Origin of the sequence: Paraburkholderia dinghuensis (assembly GCF_003837865.1) — a bacterium.
Taxonomy (GTDB): Bacteria; Pseudomonadota; Gammaproteobacteria; order Burkholderiales; family Burkholderiaceae; genus Paraburkholderia; species Paraburkholderia dinghuensis.
Map to the genome: position 1 here is coordinate 38183 of NZ_RQIS01000011.1, position 14469 is coordinate 52651.

Annotated in this window: 15 protein-coding genes; 13 read left to right on the forward strand and 2 right to left on the reverse strand. The window is 63.7% G+C overall.

Annotation, left to right across the window (positions count from 1 at the left end; genetic code table 11):
• Window positions 1–13: 13 nt before the first annotated feature.
• From D1Y85_RS15960 to D1Y85_RS15985, 6 genes are all read left to right on the forward strand, one after another.
• Window positions 14–1030 carry a fumarylacetoacetate hydrolase family protein gene (locus tag D1Y85_RS15960; protein ID WP_124152043.1) on the forward strand — a complete coding sequence of 339 codons (1017 nt, stop codon included), beginning with the start codon at window positions 14–16 and terminating at the stop codon, window positions 1028–1030.
• An 86-nt stretch (window positions 1031–1116) separates the two neighbouring features.
• Window positions 1117–1941 (forward strand): SDR family NAD(P)-dependent oxidoreductase, encoded by an 825-nt coding sequence (locus D1Y85_RS15965; RefSeq protein WP_124152044.1) that lies wholly within the window; start codon window positions 1117–1119, stop codon window positions 1939–1941.
• A 118-nt stretch (window positions 1942–2059) separates the two neighbouring features.
• On the forward strand, window positions 2060–3466 hold the full coding sequence (locus tag D1Y85_RS15970) for an aromatic ring-hydroxylating dioxygenase subunit alpha (RefSeq protein ID WP_124152045.1): 1407 nt from the start codon (window positions 2060–2062) through the stop codon (window positions 3464–3466).
• Between the two features lie 36 nt (window positions 3467–3502).
• Entirely contained in the window at window positions 3503–4063 is a 561-nt protein-coding gene (locus D1Y85_RS15975; RefSeq protein WP_124152046.1) for an aromatic-ring-hydroxylating dioxygenase subunit beta, read from the forward strand.
• A 73-nt stretch (window positions 4064–4136) separates the two neighbouring features.
• Window positions 4137–4553 carry a VOC family protein gene (locus D1Y85_RS15980; RefSeq protein ID WP_124152047.1) on the forward strand — a complete coding sequence of 139 codons (417 nt, stop codon included), beginning with the start codon at window positions 4137–4139 and terminating at the stop codon, window positions 4551–4553.
• A 58-nt stretch (window positions 4554–4611) separates the two neighbouring features.
• Window positions 4612–5391 (forward strand): SDR family oxidoreductase, encoded by a 780-nt coding sequence (locus D1Y85_RS15985; RefSeq protein ID WP_124152048.1) that lies wholly within the window; start codon window positions 4612–4614, stop codon window positions 5389–5391.
• A 21-nt stretch (window positions 5392–5412) separates the two neighbouring features.
• Here the strand turns inward: D1Y85_RS15985 and D1Y85_RS15990 are convergent, their stop codons facing one another.
• A complete protein-coding gene (locus D1Y85_RS15990) occupies window positions 5413–6144 on the reverse strand; it encodes a DUF2889 domain-containing protein (protein WP_124152049.1) in 732 nt (243 codons plus the stop codon).
• A 111-nt stretch (window positions 6145–6255) separates the two neighbouring features.
• Between D1Y85_RS15990 and D1Y85_RS15995 the strand changes: the two genes are divergently transcribed.
• Window positions 6256–7056, forward strand: a complete 801-nt coding sequence (locus D1Y85_RS15995; protein WP_124152050.1) for an SDR family NAD(P)-dependent oxidoreductase — start codon at window positions 6256–6258, stop codon at window positions 7054–7056.
• Between the two features lie 89 nt (window positions 7057–7145).
• Here the strand turns inward: D1Y85_RS15995 and D1Y85_RS16000 are convergent, their stop codons facing one another.
• Window positions 7146–8777 (reverse strand): ATP-dependent acyl-CoA ligase, encoded by a 1632-nt coding sequence (locus tag D1Y85_RS16000; protein ID WP_124152051.1) that lies wholly within the window; start codon window positions 8775–8777, stop codon window positions 7146–7148.
• A 129-nt stretch (window positions 8778–8906) separates the two neighbouring features.
• Here D1Y85_RS16000 and D1Y85_RS16005 point away from each other — a divergent pair, with 129 nt between their 5' ends.
• The 6 genes from D1Y85_RS16005 to D1Y85_RS16030 all read left to right on the forward strand — a co-directional run bounded on the left by D1Y85_RS16005 (window position 8907) and on the right by D1Y85_RS16030 (window position 14443).
• Window positions 8907–9701, forward strand: coding sequence for a TetR/AcrR family transcriptional regulator (locus D1Y85_RS16005; protein ID WP_124152052.1), 795 nt, complete (start codon window positions 8907–8909; stop codon window positions 9699–9701).
• A 176-nt stretch (window positions 9702–9877) separates the two neighbouring features.
• A complete protein-coding gene (locus D1Y85_RS16010) occupies window positions 9878–10963 on the forward strand; it encodes an amidohydrolase family protein (protein WP_124152053.1) in 1086 nt (361 codons plus the stop codon).
• Window positions 10960–11811 (forward strand): fumarylacetoacetate hydrolase family protein, encoded by an 852-nt coding sequence (locus D1Y85_RS16015; RefSeq protein ID WP_124152054.1) that lies wholly within the window; start codon window positions 10960–10962, stop codon window positions 11809–11811. The genes D1Y85_RS16010 and D1Y85_RS16015 overlap by 4 nt, the downstream gene beginning before the upstream one ends.
• Window positions 11812–11824: 13 nt before the next feature.
• Window positions 11825–12727 carry a 3-hydroxyacyl-CoA dehydrogenase gene (locus D1Y85_RS16020; RefSeq protein ID WP_124152055.1) on the forward strand — a complete coding sequence of 301 codons (903 nt, stop codon included), beginning with the start codon at window positions 11825–11827 and terminating at the stop codon, window positions 12725–12727.
• Window positions 12724–13899, forward strand: a complete 1176-nt coding sequence (locus tag D1Y85_RS16025; protein WP_124152056.1) for a thiolase family protein — start codon at window positions 12724–12726, stop codon at window positions 13897–13899. The genes D1Y85_RS16020 and D1Y85_RS16025 overlap by 4 nt, the downstream gene beginning before the upstream one ends.
• A 34-nt stretch (window positions 13900–13933) precedes the next feature.
• Entirely contained in the window at window positions 13934–14443 is a 510-nt protein-coding gene (locus D1Y85_RS16030; protein WP_124152057.1) for a carboxymuconolactone decarboxylase family protein, read from the forward strand.
• Window positions 14444–14469: the final 26 nt, after the last annotated feature.

Sequence of the window (14469 nt, forward strand, 5' to 3'; positions counted from 1 at the left end):
TGGACTCTCCCATATGAGACTTGTAACCTTCCAGGCGGGTGACGGCGTGCAACGTGCCGGAGCGCTTTTCGACAACGACCACGCGGTGCTCGATCTGCGCGACTCGCTTATACAAACTCGCGGCGGCGACGGCGCTGTGTTTTCGAGTGTGCAGACACTGATTGAAGGCGGCGAAGCCGCGCTCTGCGAAGCGCGCGCGCTGCTCGCTCGAGCGCCAGCCGGCGCGGTGCGCGAGCGTCAGGCGGTCAAATTGCTGGCGCCAATCCAGCCGCCGACGCAAATGCGCGACTGCTCCTGCTTCGAACTCCATCTGCGACAGAGTTTCGCAGCGGCGCGCCGTGCACGCGCGCTGCGCACGCCAGACCCTGAGGCGACGCTCAAGGCGATGAACACGCGGGCGGATGACCGGGTAATCGAGACGTTCAATCGTCAGCCGATTTACTACAAGTGCAATCGCTTTGCGGTAATCGGCCCCGACGACGACGTCAACTGGCCCGCATACAGCAACGCTCTCGACTTCGAACTGGAGTTCGGCTGCTACATCTCGACGCGCGCGAAGGACGTGTCGCGTGAAAAGGCGCGCGCACATATCTTCGGCTACACGATCTTCAACGACATCAGCGCGCGCGATGCCCAGGCGGCTGAGATGGGCGGCATGCTCGGCCCGGCGAAGGGCAAGGACTTCGATACGGCCAACGTGATGGGGCCCTGCCTCGTCACGGCCGATGAACTCGACGATCCGTACAACCTGACGATGATCGCGCGCGTCAACGGCGAGGAGTGGGGCCGCGGTAGCACGCGCGACATGCGCTGGACGTTCGAGGACGTCATCGCACACATCTCTCGCTCCGAGACCTTGCATCCGGGCGAATTCCTCGGTTCAGGCACGGTTGGCAACGGCTGCGGACTTGAGCAACTGCGCTATCTGAAGCCGGGCGACGTGGTGGAACTGGAAGTGGAGCGGATCGGGGTGCTGCGCAGCCGCGTCGTGCGGCCGGCGGCGCAGCCGGTTGAGGTGTCGCAGGCATAAAAGCGGCGCCGGCCTCATACAGACGGGCGCCACCGGGCGGTTTTGCGCCGGACAGCGATCCTGGAACTCGACGCAGGGAGATTTCAATGACGAACGAAAATCGCAAAGCGAAGAATGTTATTGCCGTACTCGGAGCGGGACCGGGCATCGGCCTCGCGGTAGCACGCAAGTTCGGCCACGAGGGCTATCAGGTGGCGTTGCTCGCGCGTAATGCGGCGAAGCTCGATGGATTCGTGTCCACGCTTGCGTCGGAAGGCATCGATGCGGCTGCTTTTCCGTGTGACGTCAGCGAGTCCGCGCAATTGGTGACGGCGTTGAAGAACGTCAAGGCGCGTTTTGGCGGGATCGACGTGCTCGAATACGGCCCGACAGCGGAAGCCGCGTCGCTCGTCGCGCCGCGCAAGATCACGCTCGACAACGTCACGCCGGTGTTCGCGCGAATCTTGCTCGGCGCGGTCGTCGCGGTAAATGAAGTGCTGCCTGACATGCTCGAACGCAGACGTGGTGCGCTGCTGTTCACGGCACCGGCGTCGGCGATTACGCCTGTGCTGTTCAGTTCGAATCTCGCGATCGCCGCGGCGGGGCTGCGCAATTACGCATCCAGCCTGTATGTCGATCTCGCCCGCGACGGGATCTACTCGGGCATGGTCACAATCGCCGGATTGATTGTGGAAGGCGATACGCAGCGCAAGCAAAACCTCGCTGCGGACGCACGCAAACCGGGCGATCCGGGGTGGGATGAATACCGCGATTTCCACGAAGACCGGGCGGCGCACATCGTGGCAGCGGACGTAGCCGAGACGATGTGGACGCTATGCCAGGAACGGGACCGGGAAGAGGTCGTGCTGGGCGATCCGCAAGTGTGCCACCGCATGCGTGAAGCAGCGATGCGCGAGGCAAGCGCCGGATAGGCGTGGCTCGCGCATCGCGCGAAGGTCTAGGTGATTGTCCCTGGTTTGCGGCCAGTTTATAGACATATATCAATAATGTGTTTATATTTAATGCCAAGAACAACCGAAGGAGACAAGCATGTTGACCAAGACCGGTCCCACACTGGCCGACGGCACCAAGGTCGCGGATCTGGTGAACGTGGAAATGCGGGAAGTCCAGATGCGGGCGCTATCGGACCCCGAACTCTACGAACTCGAGATGGAGCGGATTTTTGGCAAAACCTGGCTGTTGCTTGGGCACGAGAGCGAGATTCCGGCCGCGGGCGACTTCATGGTGCGCGACATGGGCTCCGATTCGGTTCTGATCACGCGCGACAAGGCGGGTGAGATTCATGTACTTCTGAACGTCTGCTCGCACCGGGGGATGCGCGTGTCGACCGTGGATGCGGGCAACACGCAGATTCACACCTGCATCTACCACGGCTGGGCGTTCACGACCAATGGGTCGTTCCTCGGTGCGCCCGTGGAAAAGGAGTGCATGCACGGCAAGATCCGTTCGAAGGCCGAGTTGGGTTTGAAGAAGGCACGCGTGACGCTCTATGGCGGGCTCATTTTCGCCACCTGGAATATCAACGGCCCCTCGTTCGAAGACTTCCTTGGCGACGCGAAGTGGTATTACGACATGCTCTTTCAGCGTAGCGACAAGGGCCTGGAAGTGCTCGGGCCGCCGCAACGGTTCGTCGTGCGTGCGAACTGGAAGGCTGCGGGCGAGCAGTCTGCCGCGGACGGCTACCATACGCTGACGCTACACCGCTGGCTGGGCGAAGTGGGCAACTATTCGCATGTCAAGGACAAGGACTCAGGCGCGAACGACCTGACGCAGCAGATGTACGGCGTTGAAATCAGCTCGCCGCACGGACACGCGTTGCGTTGCCAGGACCTCGCGCGCAAAATCCGGCGCCTGACCGGCAAGGAGCCCGCCGAACTGACGCCCGAAGAGCGGCTCAGGGTGCTGCCGCCGCCCGGCATGACGACCGACATGGTGCCGCAGCTGATCCGGCATCTTGGCAAGGAGCAAATCGAGGTGATGGCGTCGATGCCGCCCCAGGTCGGCGGCATCTTTCCAAACGTCCTGTTTGCGTTCCTCTATCTGCCGCAGGCCGACGGCTCGTCGCTCGGTGCAATTTCGCTGCACATCTACGTGCCGCGCGGACCGGACAAGCTGGAGTTCACGAACTGGGTCTTCGTCGAGAAGGATACGCCTGCGGACGTGCGGGAAAAGATGCGCAAGCAGGCGACGCAGTTGCTGGGTACAACTGGCATGGTCGAGCAGGACGACTCGGACACATGGCCGCATATGACCCTCGCTGCAAAGGGCGCGCAAGGAAAGAAGATGACGTTGAAGTACCAGGCTGCTTACGAGAACGGCGCGCCTGAGGGCTGGCCGGGGCCGGGCATCGTCAATGAAGGATTTACGAAGGACGACACGCAGTGGCATTGGTGGCAATACTGGCTCGAACTGATGACCGCCGACGCCGATGCCTGAGTGCCAGGCCGCCACACCGTCCAAGGAGAACAATCGATGAACGCAGTGAACGCCGAGGTTGAATCGGTCGACGTGGGACCACGCGTGCGGATCGGCTCGCCGGTCTACAACGCAGTGCTGGAGTTTTTGTACGAAGAGGCCGAGATGCTGGACGACCTCCGCCTGCAGGACTGGGTCGCGACGCTCGCGGAGGACCTTATCTATACGGCACCGACGCGGCAGACACGCCCATTGGCGAAGCTCGAGCAAAGCGTGGTCCGGGCGATGCAGCACTATGACGACGACTATCGGTCGATCAGGGGGCGCGTGATGCGCCTCACCGAAACGAAGAGTGCGTGGGCCGAGGATCCGCCGTCGCGCACGCGGCGCCTCGTGACGAACGTCCGTGTGTCCGAAGCCGGGCGACCGGGCGAGTACGAGGTGCGCAGCAATCTGCTCGTGATGCGTAGCCGCTTCAACTTCGATGAGTTCGATCAGGTGAGCGCGGAGCGACGCGACCTGCTGCGCGCGCACGGCGACTCGTTTCTGCTCGCACGCCGCGAGATCCTGCTTGATCAGGCCGTGCTTGGCACGCCGAATCTGGCGATCTTCCTCTGACGATCCCGGGCCTGCCAGGCGCATTGCAGCGCGTCGAACCGCGTCGTGAGTGCTTCGGTGCGGGGGAGCAGCGATGACTTTCATCCGACGGATGGACCACTTCACGGTGGTGACGGACAAGCTAGACGAAACACGCGCATTCTACGAGATGCTCGGGCTGAAAGTCGGGCCGCGACCCGACTTTCCGGTGCCGGGCCTGTGGCTTTACACGGCCGGCCGCGCGGTGCTGCATCTTGTGGCGGTCGGCGAGATGCCGCAATTGCGGCGCGGTGCGCTGGATCACATGGCGTTCTACGGTGAGGACATTGTTGCCACGCTGGCGCTGCTGCAGGCGAAGCGGATTCGTTACCGTCTGATCCGTGCGCCCCGGCCGTTCAGTACCTGGCAGGTCTTCTTCGAGGATCCCAACGGCGTCGAAGTGGAAATCGACTTCGATCCGCAGGAGAGCGTCCCACCGCATCTGAAGGTCGGGCACGGCGAGGCAACGTAGCATCGAACGCGCGCCCGCGTCTCGCGAGGTTCCGCGCGGCATGAAAGACGGGGGGCGCATGGATCTGGGAATCGACGGCCGTCGAGCGATTGTCTGCGCGTCGTCGCGCGGTCTTGGCAAGGCTTGCGCGCTTGCACTCGCGCGAGAGGGCTGCGAGGTGTTCATCAACGGTCGCGATGAGGCGAGGCTCGGCGAGGCCGCGCGCGAGATCGAACAGGCTACGGGGCGCCGTCCGACACTCGTCGTCGCCGATCTCGACACCGAAGCGGGACGCGCCGCGCTGCTCGCAGCGTGCCCGCAGCCCGACATCCTCGTGAACAACAATGCTGGCCCTGCGCCCGGCGAACTTGAGCAATGGGACCACGCGGCGTGGCTGGCGGCGCTCGAAGCGAATCTGCTCGCGCCCATCCTGCTGATGTCCGCTGTCGTTCCCGGTATGCGGGCGCGCAAGTTCGGCCGCGTCGTCAACATCACCTCGGCGGTCGTCAAGTCGCCGCGCCTCGGCATGAGCCTTTCCACGACTGCGCGCACCGGGCTGACCGCATTCGCCAAGGGGCTGTCACGCGAAGCGGTCGCCGACAACGTGACGATCAACAACCTGCTTCCCCAGCATATCGACACGGACCGGCAAGAATATATGGCGCGGCGGATCATGGAGGATCGGAGGATCACTTTCGAACAGGCGCGCTCGCTTCAGGTGAAATCGGTGCGTGCGCGTCGGCTCGGCAAACCAGAAGAATTCGGTGACGCCTGCGCGTATCTCTGCTCGGCACAGGCATCGTTCATCTCCGGTCAGAACCTGCAACTCGATGGCGGCTCGTATGACGGGCTGTTTTGAGCGCATGCCGGCGTGATCCGGTCAGGCGAACGCGAGCCACGTCAGATCGTCAGCACACAGATCGGCGGGGCGGGCCGCGAAGTCCAGTGTCGAGCCGACCACCCGTATCGCCTGCGGCGCCCGTTGTGGCTGCTGCACGAAGCAGTTGCCGGTCGGCTTCGCGTGAACCTGCGCGTCGAGGTTCAGGCCGCGCCCTCTGGAAATGCCCGTGCCGCGCCTGAGCACGAGGGCGGCCTCGGCTTCCTCCGCGTCCAGTGTGCTCAGTGCCCAGCGCGCCATGCCGTGGTAGAGGCTCACGCCCGTATACGGGGCGGGGCCTTCGATGACCGAACCCACCACGTTCCATGCAAGGCAGGGAATGCCGTCGCGCGCTAGCGTCGGATGCGTGCGGTCGGCCACGCGTGGCGGTACGGCGATGTCGTATTGGCGTCTCGGCGTGCCGCGCGCAGCCGCGGCGATCGCCAGCCCCGCCAGTTCGAGAAGATGCGTGCACTGGTCGGCGGGATCGGTGACGCGCGTGACCTCGTGGCTGGTTCCGGCAAGCGGCATGCCGACCAGTACCTCGAGCTGTCCGATTGCATGCGAGCACAACGTATAGGGCTTGCGAGGTGCTGCACCACCGACTTTCGAGACGCGGGCCCCAATGCTTGTCACCTCGACGCGGAAATGGTGGAAGTCGTCCTCGAGCGCGGCTCGCGTGATGGTCTGCGGGCCGTCCGTCCGGTTGCTGATGATGATGCGACGTCTGAACATGAGGGTGAGCCCCGGAAAGCAGAAAGAAGGACAGCAGTGTTCAAATGCTGACACAATTATCTTTAAAGTGTACGATATTGTAATATCTGTTCAATAACGTGGGGTGACGGTATGGGTCTGCTTGAGCAGCGGGTGGCGCTCGTGACCGGAGCGGGCGGCGGGATAGGCCGCGGAGTTGCGCACGCGTTCAGTAAAGAAGGTGCGGCGGTGATTATCGCGGAGATCAACGAAAGCACGGGCCGCCAGGTCGAGCAGGAAATCCGCGAGACGGGTGGGCGGGCGCTGTTCGTCAAAACCGACGTCACAAGCAAGGCGTCGATTGAAGCGGCGGTGCGCGGCGCGGTCGAGCAGTTCGGCAGGCTCGACATCTTGGTCAACAACGCGTTTGTGCCGACGCCGAATGTACTGCTCGAAGAGAAAACCGACGAAATGCTGGAGCAGACGCTCACGACATCGCTGTGGGCGACCTGGTGGGCCATGCGTGCGGCGTTTGTGCCCATGCGTGAGCAGCGCTGGGGGCGAATCGTGAACTTCTATTCGATCGACACCGAGACAGGCGCGTGGCTGCATGGCGATTACAACACGGCGAAGGCGGGCATCGTCGGCCTGACTCGAAGTGCCGCATCGGAATGGGGGCGCTTCAACATCACCGTCAATGCGATCGCGCCGACCGCGATGGGGGCGACGTTTTTTGAGCTGGCAGCGAAGAATCCGGGGTTTGCGGAGCGCTCGGCCGCTGCGCGGCCTCTCGGGCGCAGCGGTGACCCGGAGCATGACATCGGGCCTGCCGTGGTGTTTTTTGCTTCCGAGATGTCACGCTTCGTGACGGGCGAGACACTGCATGTCGACGGCGGCCTGCACCTGCCGGGATATAACTCGCGGCCAGATGGGATCAAGCCGCGTGAGTATTGAGTGAAATCCCGCAAACGCAACGCGCCGGTCGATGCCGGCGCGACTGCGTTGGGGATGGGGTGAAGACGGGGCCCACGCCCCGGAACCAGTCAGCGTCTCGCCACCTTGATGTCCGTGGCTTCGAGATCCCAGGTATCCGGCGTCTTGCCTTCGTCTCGCAACTGGTACTTGAGAACGCGACCTTGCGGGTTCTTGGGCAGCGTTTCGCGGAACTCGATGTAGCGCGGCAACGCGTAGTACGGCACGGCGTCCGTTGCCCAGTGAAACAGGGCTTCGGCTGTCACGGTGGAATCCGGGTTGAGAACGGCTGTGACCTTGACGTCATCCTCGCCCTTGTCCGACGGGACGGCATGCACGGCCACCTCGGCAATGTCGGGATGACGAGAAAACGCAGATTCCATTTCGAAGCTGGAGATATTCTCGCCGCGCCTGCGCAGATAGTCTTTTTTCCGGTCGACGAAGTAGAAGAACCCATCGTCGTCGAACTTGCCAATATCGCCTGTATGAAACCACAAGTTCCGCATCAGCTTGAGCGTGTCCTCCGGCCGGCGCCAGTAGCCCATGAACATCACATCGGGGTGGAGGGGACGGCAGACGATTTCGCCTGCCTGATTCGCGGGCAGTTCGCGGTCGAGTTCGTCGACGACGCGGACGTCGAACTCGGGGATGCGCTTGCCCGAGGAGCCCGGTGCCGCATACTCGCCAGCCGGCAGCGACGTGATCACGCATGCCTCGGTCAGCCCGTAACCATTGCCGCCGACCTGCCTCGCGCCGAAGCGCTCGCGCCATATCTGTTTGGTCGCCTCGGTGAACGGGTTGCCGCGAACCGTATGGATCTGACCGAAGCACCGTTTCGCAGCTTCGTCGTCTGGCGCGTTGGCGAGCAGACCGCCCATTCCGCCAAGAATCGACGCGATGGTCGCGCCGCTGCGCTCGACCTCGGACCAGAACTTCGACACCGAAAAGCGCGACACGATGGCAACGCGTGCGCCCACGAGTATGTTCGAGAGCACGCCGACAGCAAGCGCGTTCATGTGAAAGAGCGGCAGCGGGGTGATTGTGATGTCGTTCGCCGTCGCCGGGCCTGCCCGCAACTGCTGGCGCGCGAGATTGCACATGAAGTTGTAGCTGATCATGCAGCCTTTGGACGGCCCGGTCGTACCCGACGTATAGATGAGGCTCGCGAGATCCCACGGATTCGGCTTGCGGCTGAGCGGCGTGTCGTCGCTGCCGCGGTGCTCGTCGAGCGGCGCCAGTGTGAGCGCACCACATTTCTTGACCGTGGTGGTGTCACGATAAAGCACGCGCCTGACTTCCTTGAGCTGATCGGCAACGGCTGCGATGCGTTCGACGTACTCACCCTCGCAGATGACGAGCAGTGCGCTCGCGTCGTCGAGCTGGTGACGCAGAAATTCGCCGCGCAGGGCCGTATTGATCGGCACGCTGACCGCGCACAGCTTGTTGATCGCGAGCCATGCGATCACGGCGTCGAGATTATTGTCGAGCATCGTGACGACCGTCTGGCCCGCCGTCACGCCAAGCTCTGCGAGCGAATTGGCGAGACGGGTGGACAGCCGGTCGACCTGCGCATAGGTGTACAGATCGCCCGAGAAGTCGAGCAACACCCGGTCCGGATGTGCGGCAACGGCTCGATCGAGTGCCGCAATAACGGTGTCCTGTTCGCCGAGCGACCAGGTGTCAGTTCTTCCGGTTCCTGCCATATCGTCGTCTCCGATAGCGATGCGGGCGCTTTGTCACTTGATTCTGATTTCAGAATGGGATTCTAGTATTTACATCGTCATTGCGGTCTGCGGATAAACCCGAACACTTTTTGCAAATCTATTCAAATTATGTCGAAGAATCTCACACCAACGAAGGCGGCCGCAGCGGTCCGGCATGTCACTGGCGATGACAGGTCCAGCCCGGAATCCGCCGCAAGAAAGGGCCCGCGGGGCAAGCGCCTTGCAGCCGACGGGACACTGACGGCCGGGCGCCGGGTGGCGAGGGTGGAGGACAATGCCGGCGCGGTGCCGGCGGCGCCAGCGCCGCGCCGGCGCCGCAGCAACCGGCGCTCCGAGCAGACCATCGAGAACATCTTTGCTGCGACGGAGAAGATCGTGCTCAAGTCCGGCGCAGAGCGCATTTCGATCCTGGAAGTCTGCGAAAACGCCGGTATTTCACGCGGCACCTTCTATCGTTACTTCGCGTCGCAGGAAGAACTGCTGGAAGGGTTTTCGCGGCATCGGCGCGAACAGTTCCACCGCACGACCGCGGCGTTGCTGGAGTCGTACGAGGACCCCGACCAGCGCTTCGTCGCGCTCGTTCACTATCTGCACGATTACCTGAAAGTCGGCAACCCGCGGCGCCTATTCGTCGTCGCGCCAGAGTTCGCGCTGCGCTTCTACAAGCGGATCTTTCACGACTCGGCGATCCGCTTTCAGGTGCTGCTCGCGCCGGTGTTTGAGGTTTGGGACAGTCGCCTCGGCGTGAAGCTCGATAGTGAGCTGATTTGCGATCTGATCATCCGCTTCGTGATGAGCGAGCAGATTATCGACAGCCAGGCGGATCTCGACGAGATGCCGCGTCGAATCGGACGGTTGATCGACGCGCTGCGATTTGGCGGTCTGACGCGGGCGAGACGCTAGCGGGCAATGCGCCGACAATTAAGTTAAACACATTTGCATTAAATGACCAATATTGGCATGATGACGACAGTCTGAGCGGCTTCGCGTATCCGGTTGTCGTGTGTCCGGAGACGGGGCCCGCCCGGTACGGGTCTTTCTTCTACACATCTGCGCCGCCACGGGCGCAAGGAGACAACATGCTCATCGACCTTCATGCTCACGCACCGCATCCGGGCTATTACAACCAGCACCCTCACTGGGGGCCCTTTTTTGAACGGCACGAAGATGGCGACGTCAAGCTCCGTGTAGGCGACTGGATCCTGACACTGGGTTCGCCCGAACGTAAGGCGCTCGTGCGCGCGGGTAAGGGGCCGACGCTCGAGGAGTATCAGGCGCGCTGGGCCGACCCGAAGGTGCGGCTTGCTGGCATGGATGCAGCAGGCCAGAACGCGCAGGTCGTATCGGTGCCCTCGCATTGCTACATGTACTGGGCAGAGAAGGAGTTCTCTGTGCCGTTCGCGACGAAGGTCAACGATACGCTGGCCGAATACTGCTCGGCGGCACCCGACCGGCTGATGTTCTGGGCGCATGCCGCACTGAATGCGCCCGAACAGGCCGCGCTCGAACTGCGCCGGGCTTGCACCGAGCTGGGTGCAAAGGGGCTCGTGGCCGGTGGTGCGAATTTCGGCGGTCTCGAGTTCGATTCGCCTGAACTCGACCCTGTCTGGAAAGCGCTTTGCGATCTCGACCTGCCGATGTTCATTCACGGCTATAACCAGTCGGTCACCTGGGGCAAGAAGGCTAACGACGACCGTTACGAAACGACCGCGATCGTTGGCATGCAGTACGACGAGACGCGCTGTTTCTGGAACCTTGTCTGCGGCGGCGTGCTGGATCGCTTTCCCGACCTGAAGGTCTATATCACGCACGGCGGCGGCTATGTTCCCTATCAGCTCGGTCGCCTGGCACAGTGCAACGGCAATCTCGACGTCGCGCACAACAAGAAGCCGGTGCTGGAGTATCTGAAGAAGAACTTCTACTTCGACGTCGAGTTGCACGAAATTCCGATGCGTCAGGCACTGATCGACATCATCGGCGCTGACCGCGTGCTCTACGGTAGCAACTTCGGTGGCAGTGACGCCGTGCGTCACGACCTGACTGAGGGGCTGCGCCTTTCGGACGACGACCTGCAGAAGATCCGCTGGAAGAATGCGTGCGAGCTGTTGCATCTCAATCCTGCGAAGATCGGCGCGCCCGCGAAGAAGCAGGCGGTAAGCGCATGAAGCTCGCGCGCTGCAGCGACGGCGGCACGCCATTCTGGGCCGTGGTCGACGTGGCTCGCGTCGCACTGAGGCCGATCGCTGGTGGCCCCGCAGACTGGGGGCCGGCACTCGCGCGAGGCGAAGGGGAGCGTGCGCTGACGTTCACCGGACCGGAGCGGCCGCTCGCGGGCGTGCGATTGCTTGCGCCGATCGAACCCACGAACCGCGTCGTGGTGGCCGGCGCGAACTACGTGAAGCATCTGAAAGCCGATTTCGGCATGCGTAGCCACAGCCAGCCGGTCGCGTTCCTGAAGGCCTACGGCGCGCTGATCGGCGCTCACGACCCGATCCGCTACCCGCCGCTCACGAAGGAACTCGATCACGAAGTCGAACTGGTCGCGGTGATCGGCGCGGAGAAGATCGACCGCAACGATCCGCTTTCGAGCGTGCTCGGCTACACGGTGGGCAACGACGTGAGCGCCCGCGACCTTCAGCGTAGCGGTCCGCCGGGTGTCGGGATGGATCTGTTTGCGGCGAAAAGCCAGGACCGATCCACGGGCCTCGGCCCGTGGATCGTGACACGCGACGAATTTCCGGACGGCAGCCCAGTGCTGCGCATGACGCTCAAGGTGAATGGCGAAACACGGCAGGACGCGTCGTGCGGCGAGATGACATGGAACGTGGCCGAGCTGGTGCGCTTCGTCGACGAGCGATCGAGCTTCGCGCCGGGCGATGTGCTGTTCACCGGTTCGCCCGAAGGCACGGGACAGGGTACCGGTCGATTTCTCAATCCGGGCGACGTCGTGGAGGCGGAGATCGAGGGCATCGGCACGCTGCGCAACGTCGTGACCGTGATCGAATCAGCATGAGGGGAGAACAGGGATGACATTGAGGAACAACAAGGTCGTGGTGGCAGGCGCGGGGTTGATGGGCACGGGCATTGCACACGCGTTCACGAGTTCGGGCTTTTCGACTGCGCTGGTCGACACCGACGGCAACGCGCTCGAGCGTGCTCGCCAGGCGATTGGCAAGGTGCTCGACGATGGCGTCCGGCTCGGCAAGATTCAGGCGGCCGACGCGCAAGCCGCCCTGGGCCGGCTGTCGCTCGAGCGCGAGCTGACGAAGGGCGCGGCGGGTGCCCAGCTGCTGGTCGAGACCGTGACGGAAAAGCTGCCCGTCAAGCAGGCGGTGCTGGCCGAGGCAGCGGCGGTGATGGCGGATGAGGCAATCTACGCGACCAACACTTCGGCGCTCAGCGTGACGGAAATCGCAACGGCCGTGACGAAGCCGGAACGCGTGATCGGCATGCACTTCTTCAATCCGGTCCACAAGATGAAGCTGGTCGAGCTCGTGCGCGGGCTCGCGACCAGCGACGAAACGGTGGCCGTCACGCGTGAATACTCGGACGCGATCGGCAAGACCTCGATCATCGTCAACGAAGCGCCGGGCCTTACGACGAGCCGCATGTCGGCGCTGCTCGGCAATGAGGCAATGTGGATGCTCCAGGATGGCACCGCAAGCGCCGAGGACATCGATACCGCCCTGCGTCTCGGCTTCAATCATCCGATGGGGCCGCTCGAACTCGGCGACCTTACCGGCTGGGATACACGCCTGTCCGTGCTGAAGTATCTGCATCAGACGCTTGGCGAGAAGTTCCGGCCATGTCCGCTCATCATCAAGATGGTGGCGGCGGGGCGTCTCGGCCGCAAGACCGGGCACGGTGTCTATCGCTACGAGGACGGACAGCGTGTGCCCGGCTCGGGCCTCAAGGGGAGCGTGCTATGACGCATGACGTCGTCATCGTGGATGCCGTGCGTACGCCGATCGGCAAGTTCCGCGGCGCACTCGCCGGCGTGCGCGCCGATCATCTCGGCGCGTTCGTCATCGATCAGCTGATCCAGCGCGCGGGCCTGAAACCGCAGGCCGTCAACGACGTCGTGTTCGGCTGCGTTACGCAGATCGGCGAGCAGTCGGCGAACATCGCCCGGACCTCGGTGCTCGGTGCCGGCTGGCCCGAGACCATCTCGGGCCTGACGATCGACCGCAAGTGCGGGTCCGGCGAAGAGGCGGTCCACATTGCCGCGGGCCAGATCGCATTCGGCGCTGCCGATGTGATCGTCGCGGGCGGCGCGGAGAGCATGAGCCGCGTGCCGATGGGGAGCAACCGCGATCTGCACGGCGAAGCGTTTGGCTGGATGGCGAGCGAGCGCTTCGAGCTGACGAGCCAGGGCGAAGCGGCGGAGCGCCTGTGTGATCGCTGGGGGCTCACCCGCGCGCAACTGGACGCGTACTCGGTCGAGAGCCATCGCCGCGCGGCTGCGGCGGCAGCCGAAGGCCGGTTCGCACGCGAAATCGTGCCGGTACCGGTCGACCGGCTGCGCGAGAAGTCGCTCGAAGGCGAGGCGGCGCTCCTTGCCGCTGACGAGACGATCCGTCCGGGAACGAACAGCGACAAGCTCGCCACGTTGAAGACGAGCTTTCGCAGCGACGGGCGCTTGACGGCCGGCAACTCGTCGCAGATCTCGGACGGGGCGGCCGCGCTCTTGCTGATGTCGTCGGACAAGGCGCGCAGGCTCGGCGTCAAAGCGCGCGCACGCGTGCGTGCGGTGACGACCGTCGGCTCAAACCCGACGTTGATGCTGACCGGCCCGATCCTGGCGACGCACAAGGTGCTGGAAAAGGCAGGACTCGGGCTGAGCGACATCGATCTGTTCGAGATCAACGAGGCCTTCGCGCCAGTGCCGCTCGTCTGGATGAAGGAGTTTGGCGTGCCGCATGCGAAGGTCAACGTGAACGGCGGCGCGATCGCCCTCGGTCATCCGTTAGGCGCGAGTGGCGCACGCATCATGACGACGATGCTGCACGAACTTGAGCGCCGCGGCGCCCGCTATGGCCTGCAGGCGATCTGTTGCGCTGGCGGCATGGGCACGGCGACGGTCATCGAACGGCTCGATTGAGCCTGTACGCAACGCCCGATGTCGAGGAGAAGTTATGGCCTTGCTGCCGCTGATTCCGCTGGCGCAGTTCCCGGAAGGCCTCGCCGACGCGGTGCGGCGCGGGCTGAGCACACGCATGCTGAGCTCGACCACGCCGGTCCAGGTTTGGGCGCACCGTCCCGAAGTCGCGGCGGCCTGGCTTGTCGCGCTCGATCAGATGCACAACCACGGCGTACTCGACGAACGGCTGCGCGAGCTCGTGAGACTGCGCATTGCATCGTTCACGACGTGTCGCGCCTGCCAGACAGCGCGCAAATCCGCCACGGTGACCGATGCCGATCTGGCGTGCCTGGCGTCGTCCGACCCGCGTTTCAGTGAGGCGGAGCGCGTCGCGCTGCGGTTCGCGGAACTGTTCGCGTCCGATCCGCTTGCAATCGACGAAGCGATATTCGCGGATCTTGGCGCGTGGTTCAGCGTGCCGCAGATCGTCGAACTCAATATGTTCTGCGCGCTGATGCTGGCGGGCGGGCGCATGACCCAGGCCCAGCGGGCCTATGAAGAGTGACGCGCGCGGCGTGCAGCGCGAACGAC

Bases quoted from the DNA above. Each gene is read 5' to 3' on its own strand.
- D1Y85_RS15960 (WP_124152043.1), top strand. From the start codon at position 14: ATGAGACTTGTAACCTTCCAGGCGGGTGACGGCGTGCAACGTGCCGGA.
- D1Y85_RS15965 (WP_124152044.1), top strand. From the start codon at position 1,117: ATGACGAACGAAAATCGCAAAGCGAAGAATGTTATTGCCGTACTCGGA.
- D1Y85_RS15970 (WP_124152045.1), top strand. From the start codon at position 2,060: ATGTTGACCAAGACCGGTCCCACACTGGCCGACGGCACCAAGGTCGCG.
- D1Y85_RS15975 (WP_124152046.1), top strand. From the start codon at position 3,503: ATGAACGCAGTGAACGCCGAGGTTGAATCGGTCGACGTGGGACCACGC.
- D1Y85_RS15980 (WP_124152047.1), top strand. From the start codon at position 4,137: ATGACTTTCATCCGACGGATGGACCACTTCACGGTGGTGACGGACAAG.
- D1Y85_RS15985 (WP_124152048.1), top strand. From the start codon at position 4,612: ATGGATCTGGGAATCGACGGCCGTCGAGCGATTGTCTGCGCGTCGTCG.
- D1Y85_RS15990 (WP_124152049.1), bottom strand. From the start codon at position 6,144: ATGTTCAGACGTCGCATCATCATCAGCAACCGGACGGACGGCCCGCAG.
- D1Y85_RS15995 (WP_124152050.1), top strand. From the start codon at position 6,256: ATGGGTCTGCTTGAGCAGCGGGTGGCGCTCGTGACCGGAGCGGGCGGC.
- D1Y85_RS16000 (WP_124152051.1), bottom strand. From the start codon at position 8,777: ATGGCAGGAACCGGAAGAACTGACACCTGGTCGCTCGGCGAACAGGAC.
- D1Y85_RS16005 (WP_124152052.1), top strand. From the start codon at position 8,907: ATGTCGAAGAATCTCACACCAACGAAGGCGGCCGCAGCGGTCCGGCAT.
- D1Y85_RS16010 (WP_124152053.1), top strand. From the start codon at position 9,878: ATGCTCATCGACCTTCATGCTCACGCACCGCATCCGGGCTATTACAAC.
- D1Y85_RS16015 (WP_124152054.1), top strand. From the start codon at position 10,960: ATGAAGCTCGCGCGCTGCAGCGACGGCGGCACGCCATTCTGGGCCGTG.
- D1Y85_RS16020 (WP_124152055.1), top strand. From the start codon at position 11,825: ATGACATTGAGGAACAACAAGGTCGTGGTGGCAGGCGCGGGGTTGATG.
- D1Y85_RS16025 (WP_124152056.1), top strand. From the start codon at position 12,724: ATGACGCATGACGTCGTCATCGTGGATGCCGTGCGTACGCCGATCGGC.
- D1Y85_RS16030 (WP_124152057.1), top strand. From the start codon at position 13,934: ATGGCCTTGCTGCCGCTGATTCCGCTGGCGCAGTTCCCGGAAGGCCTC.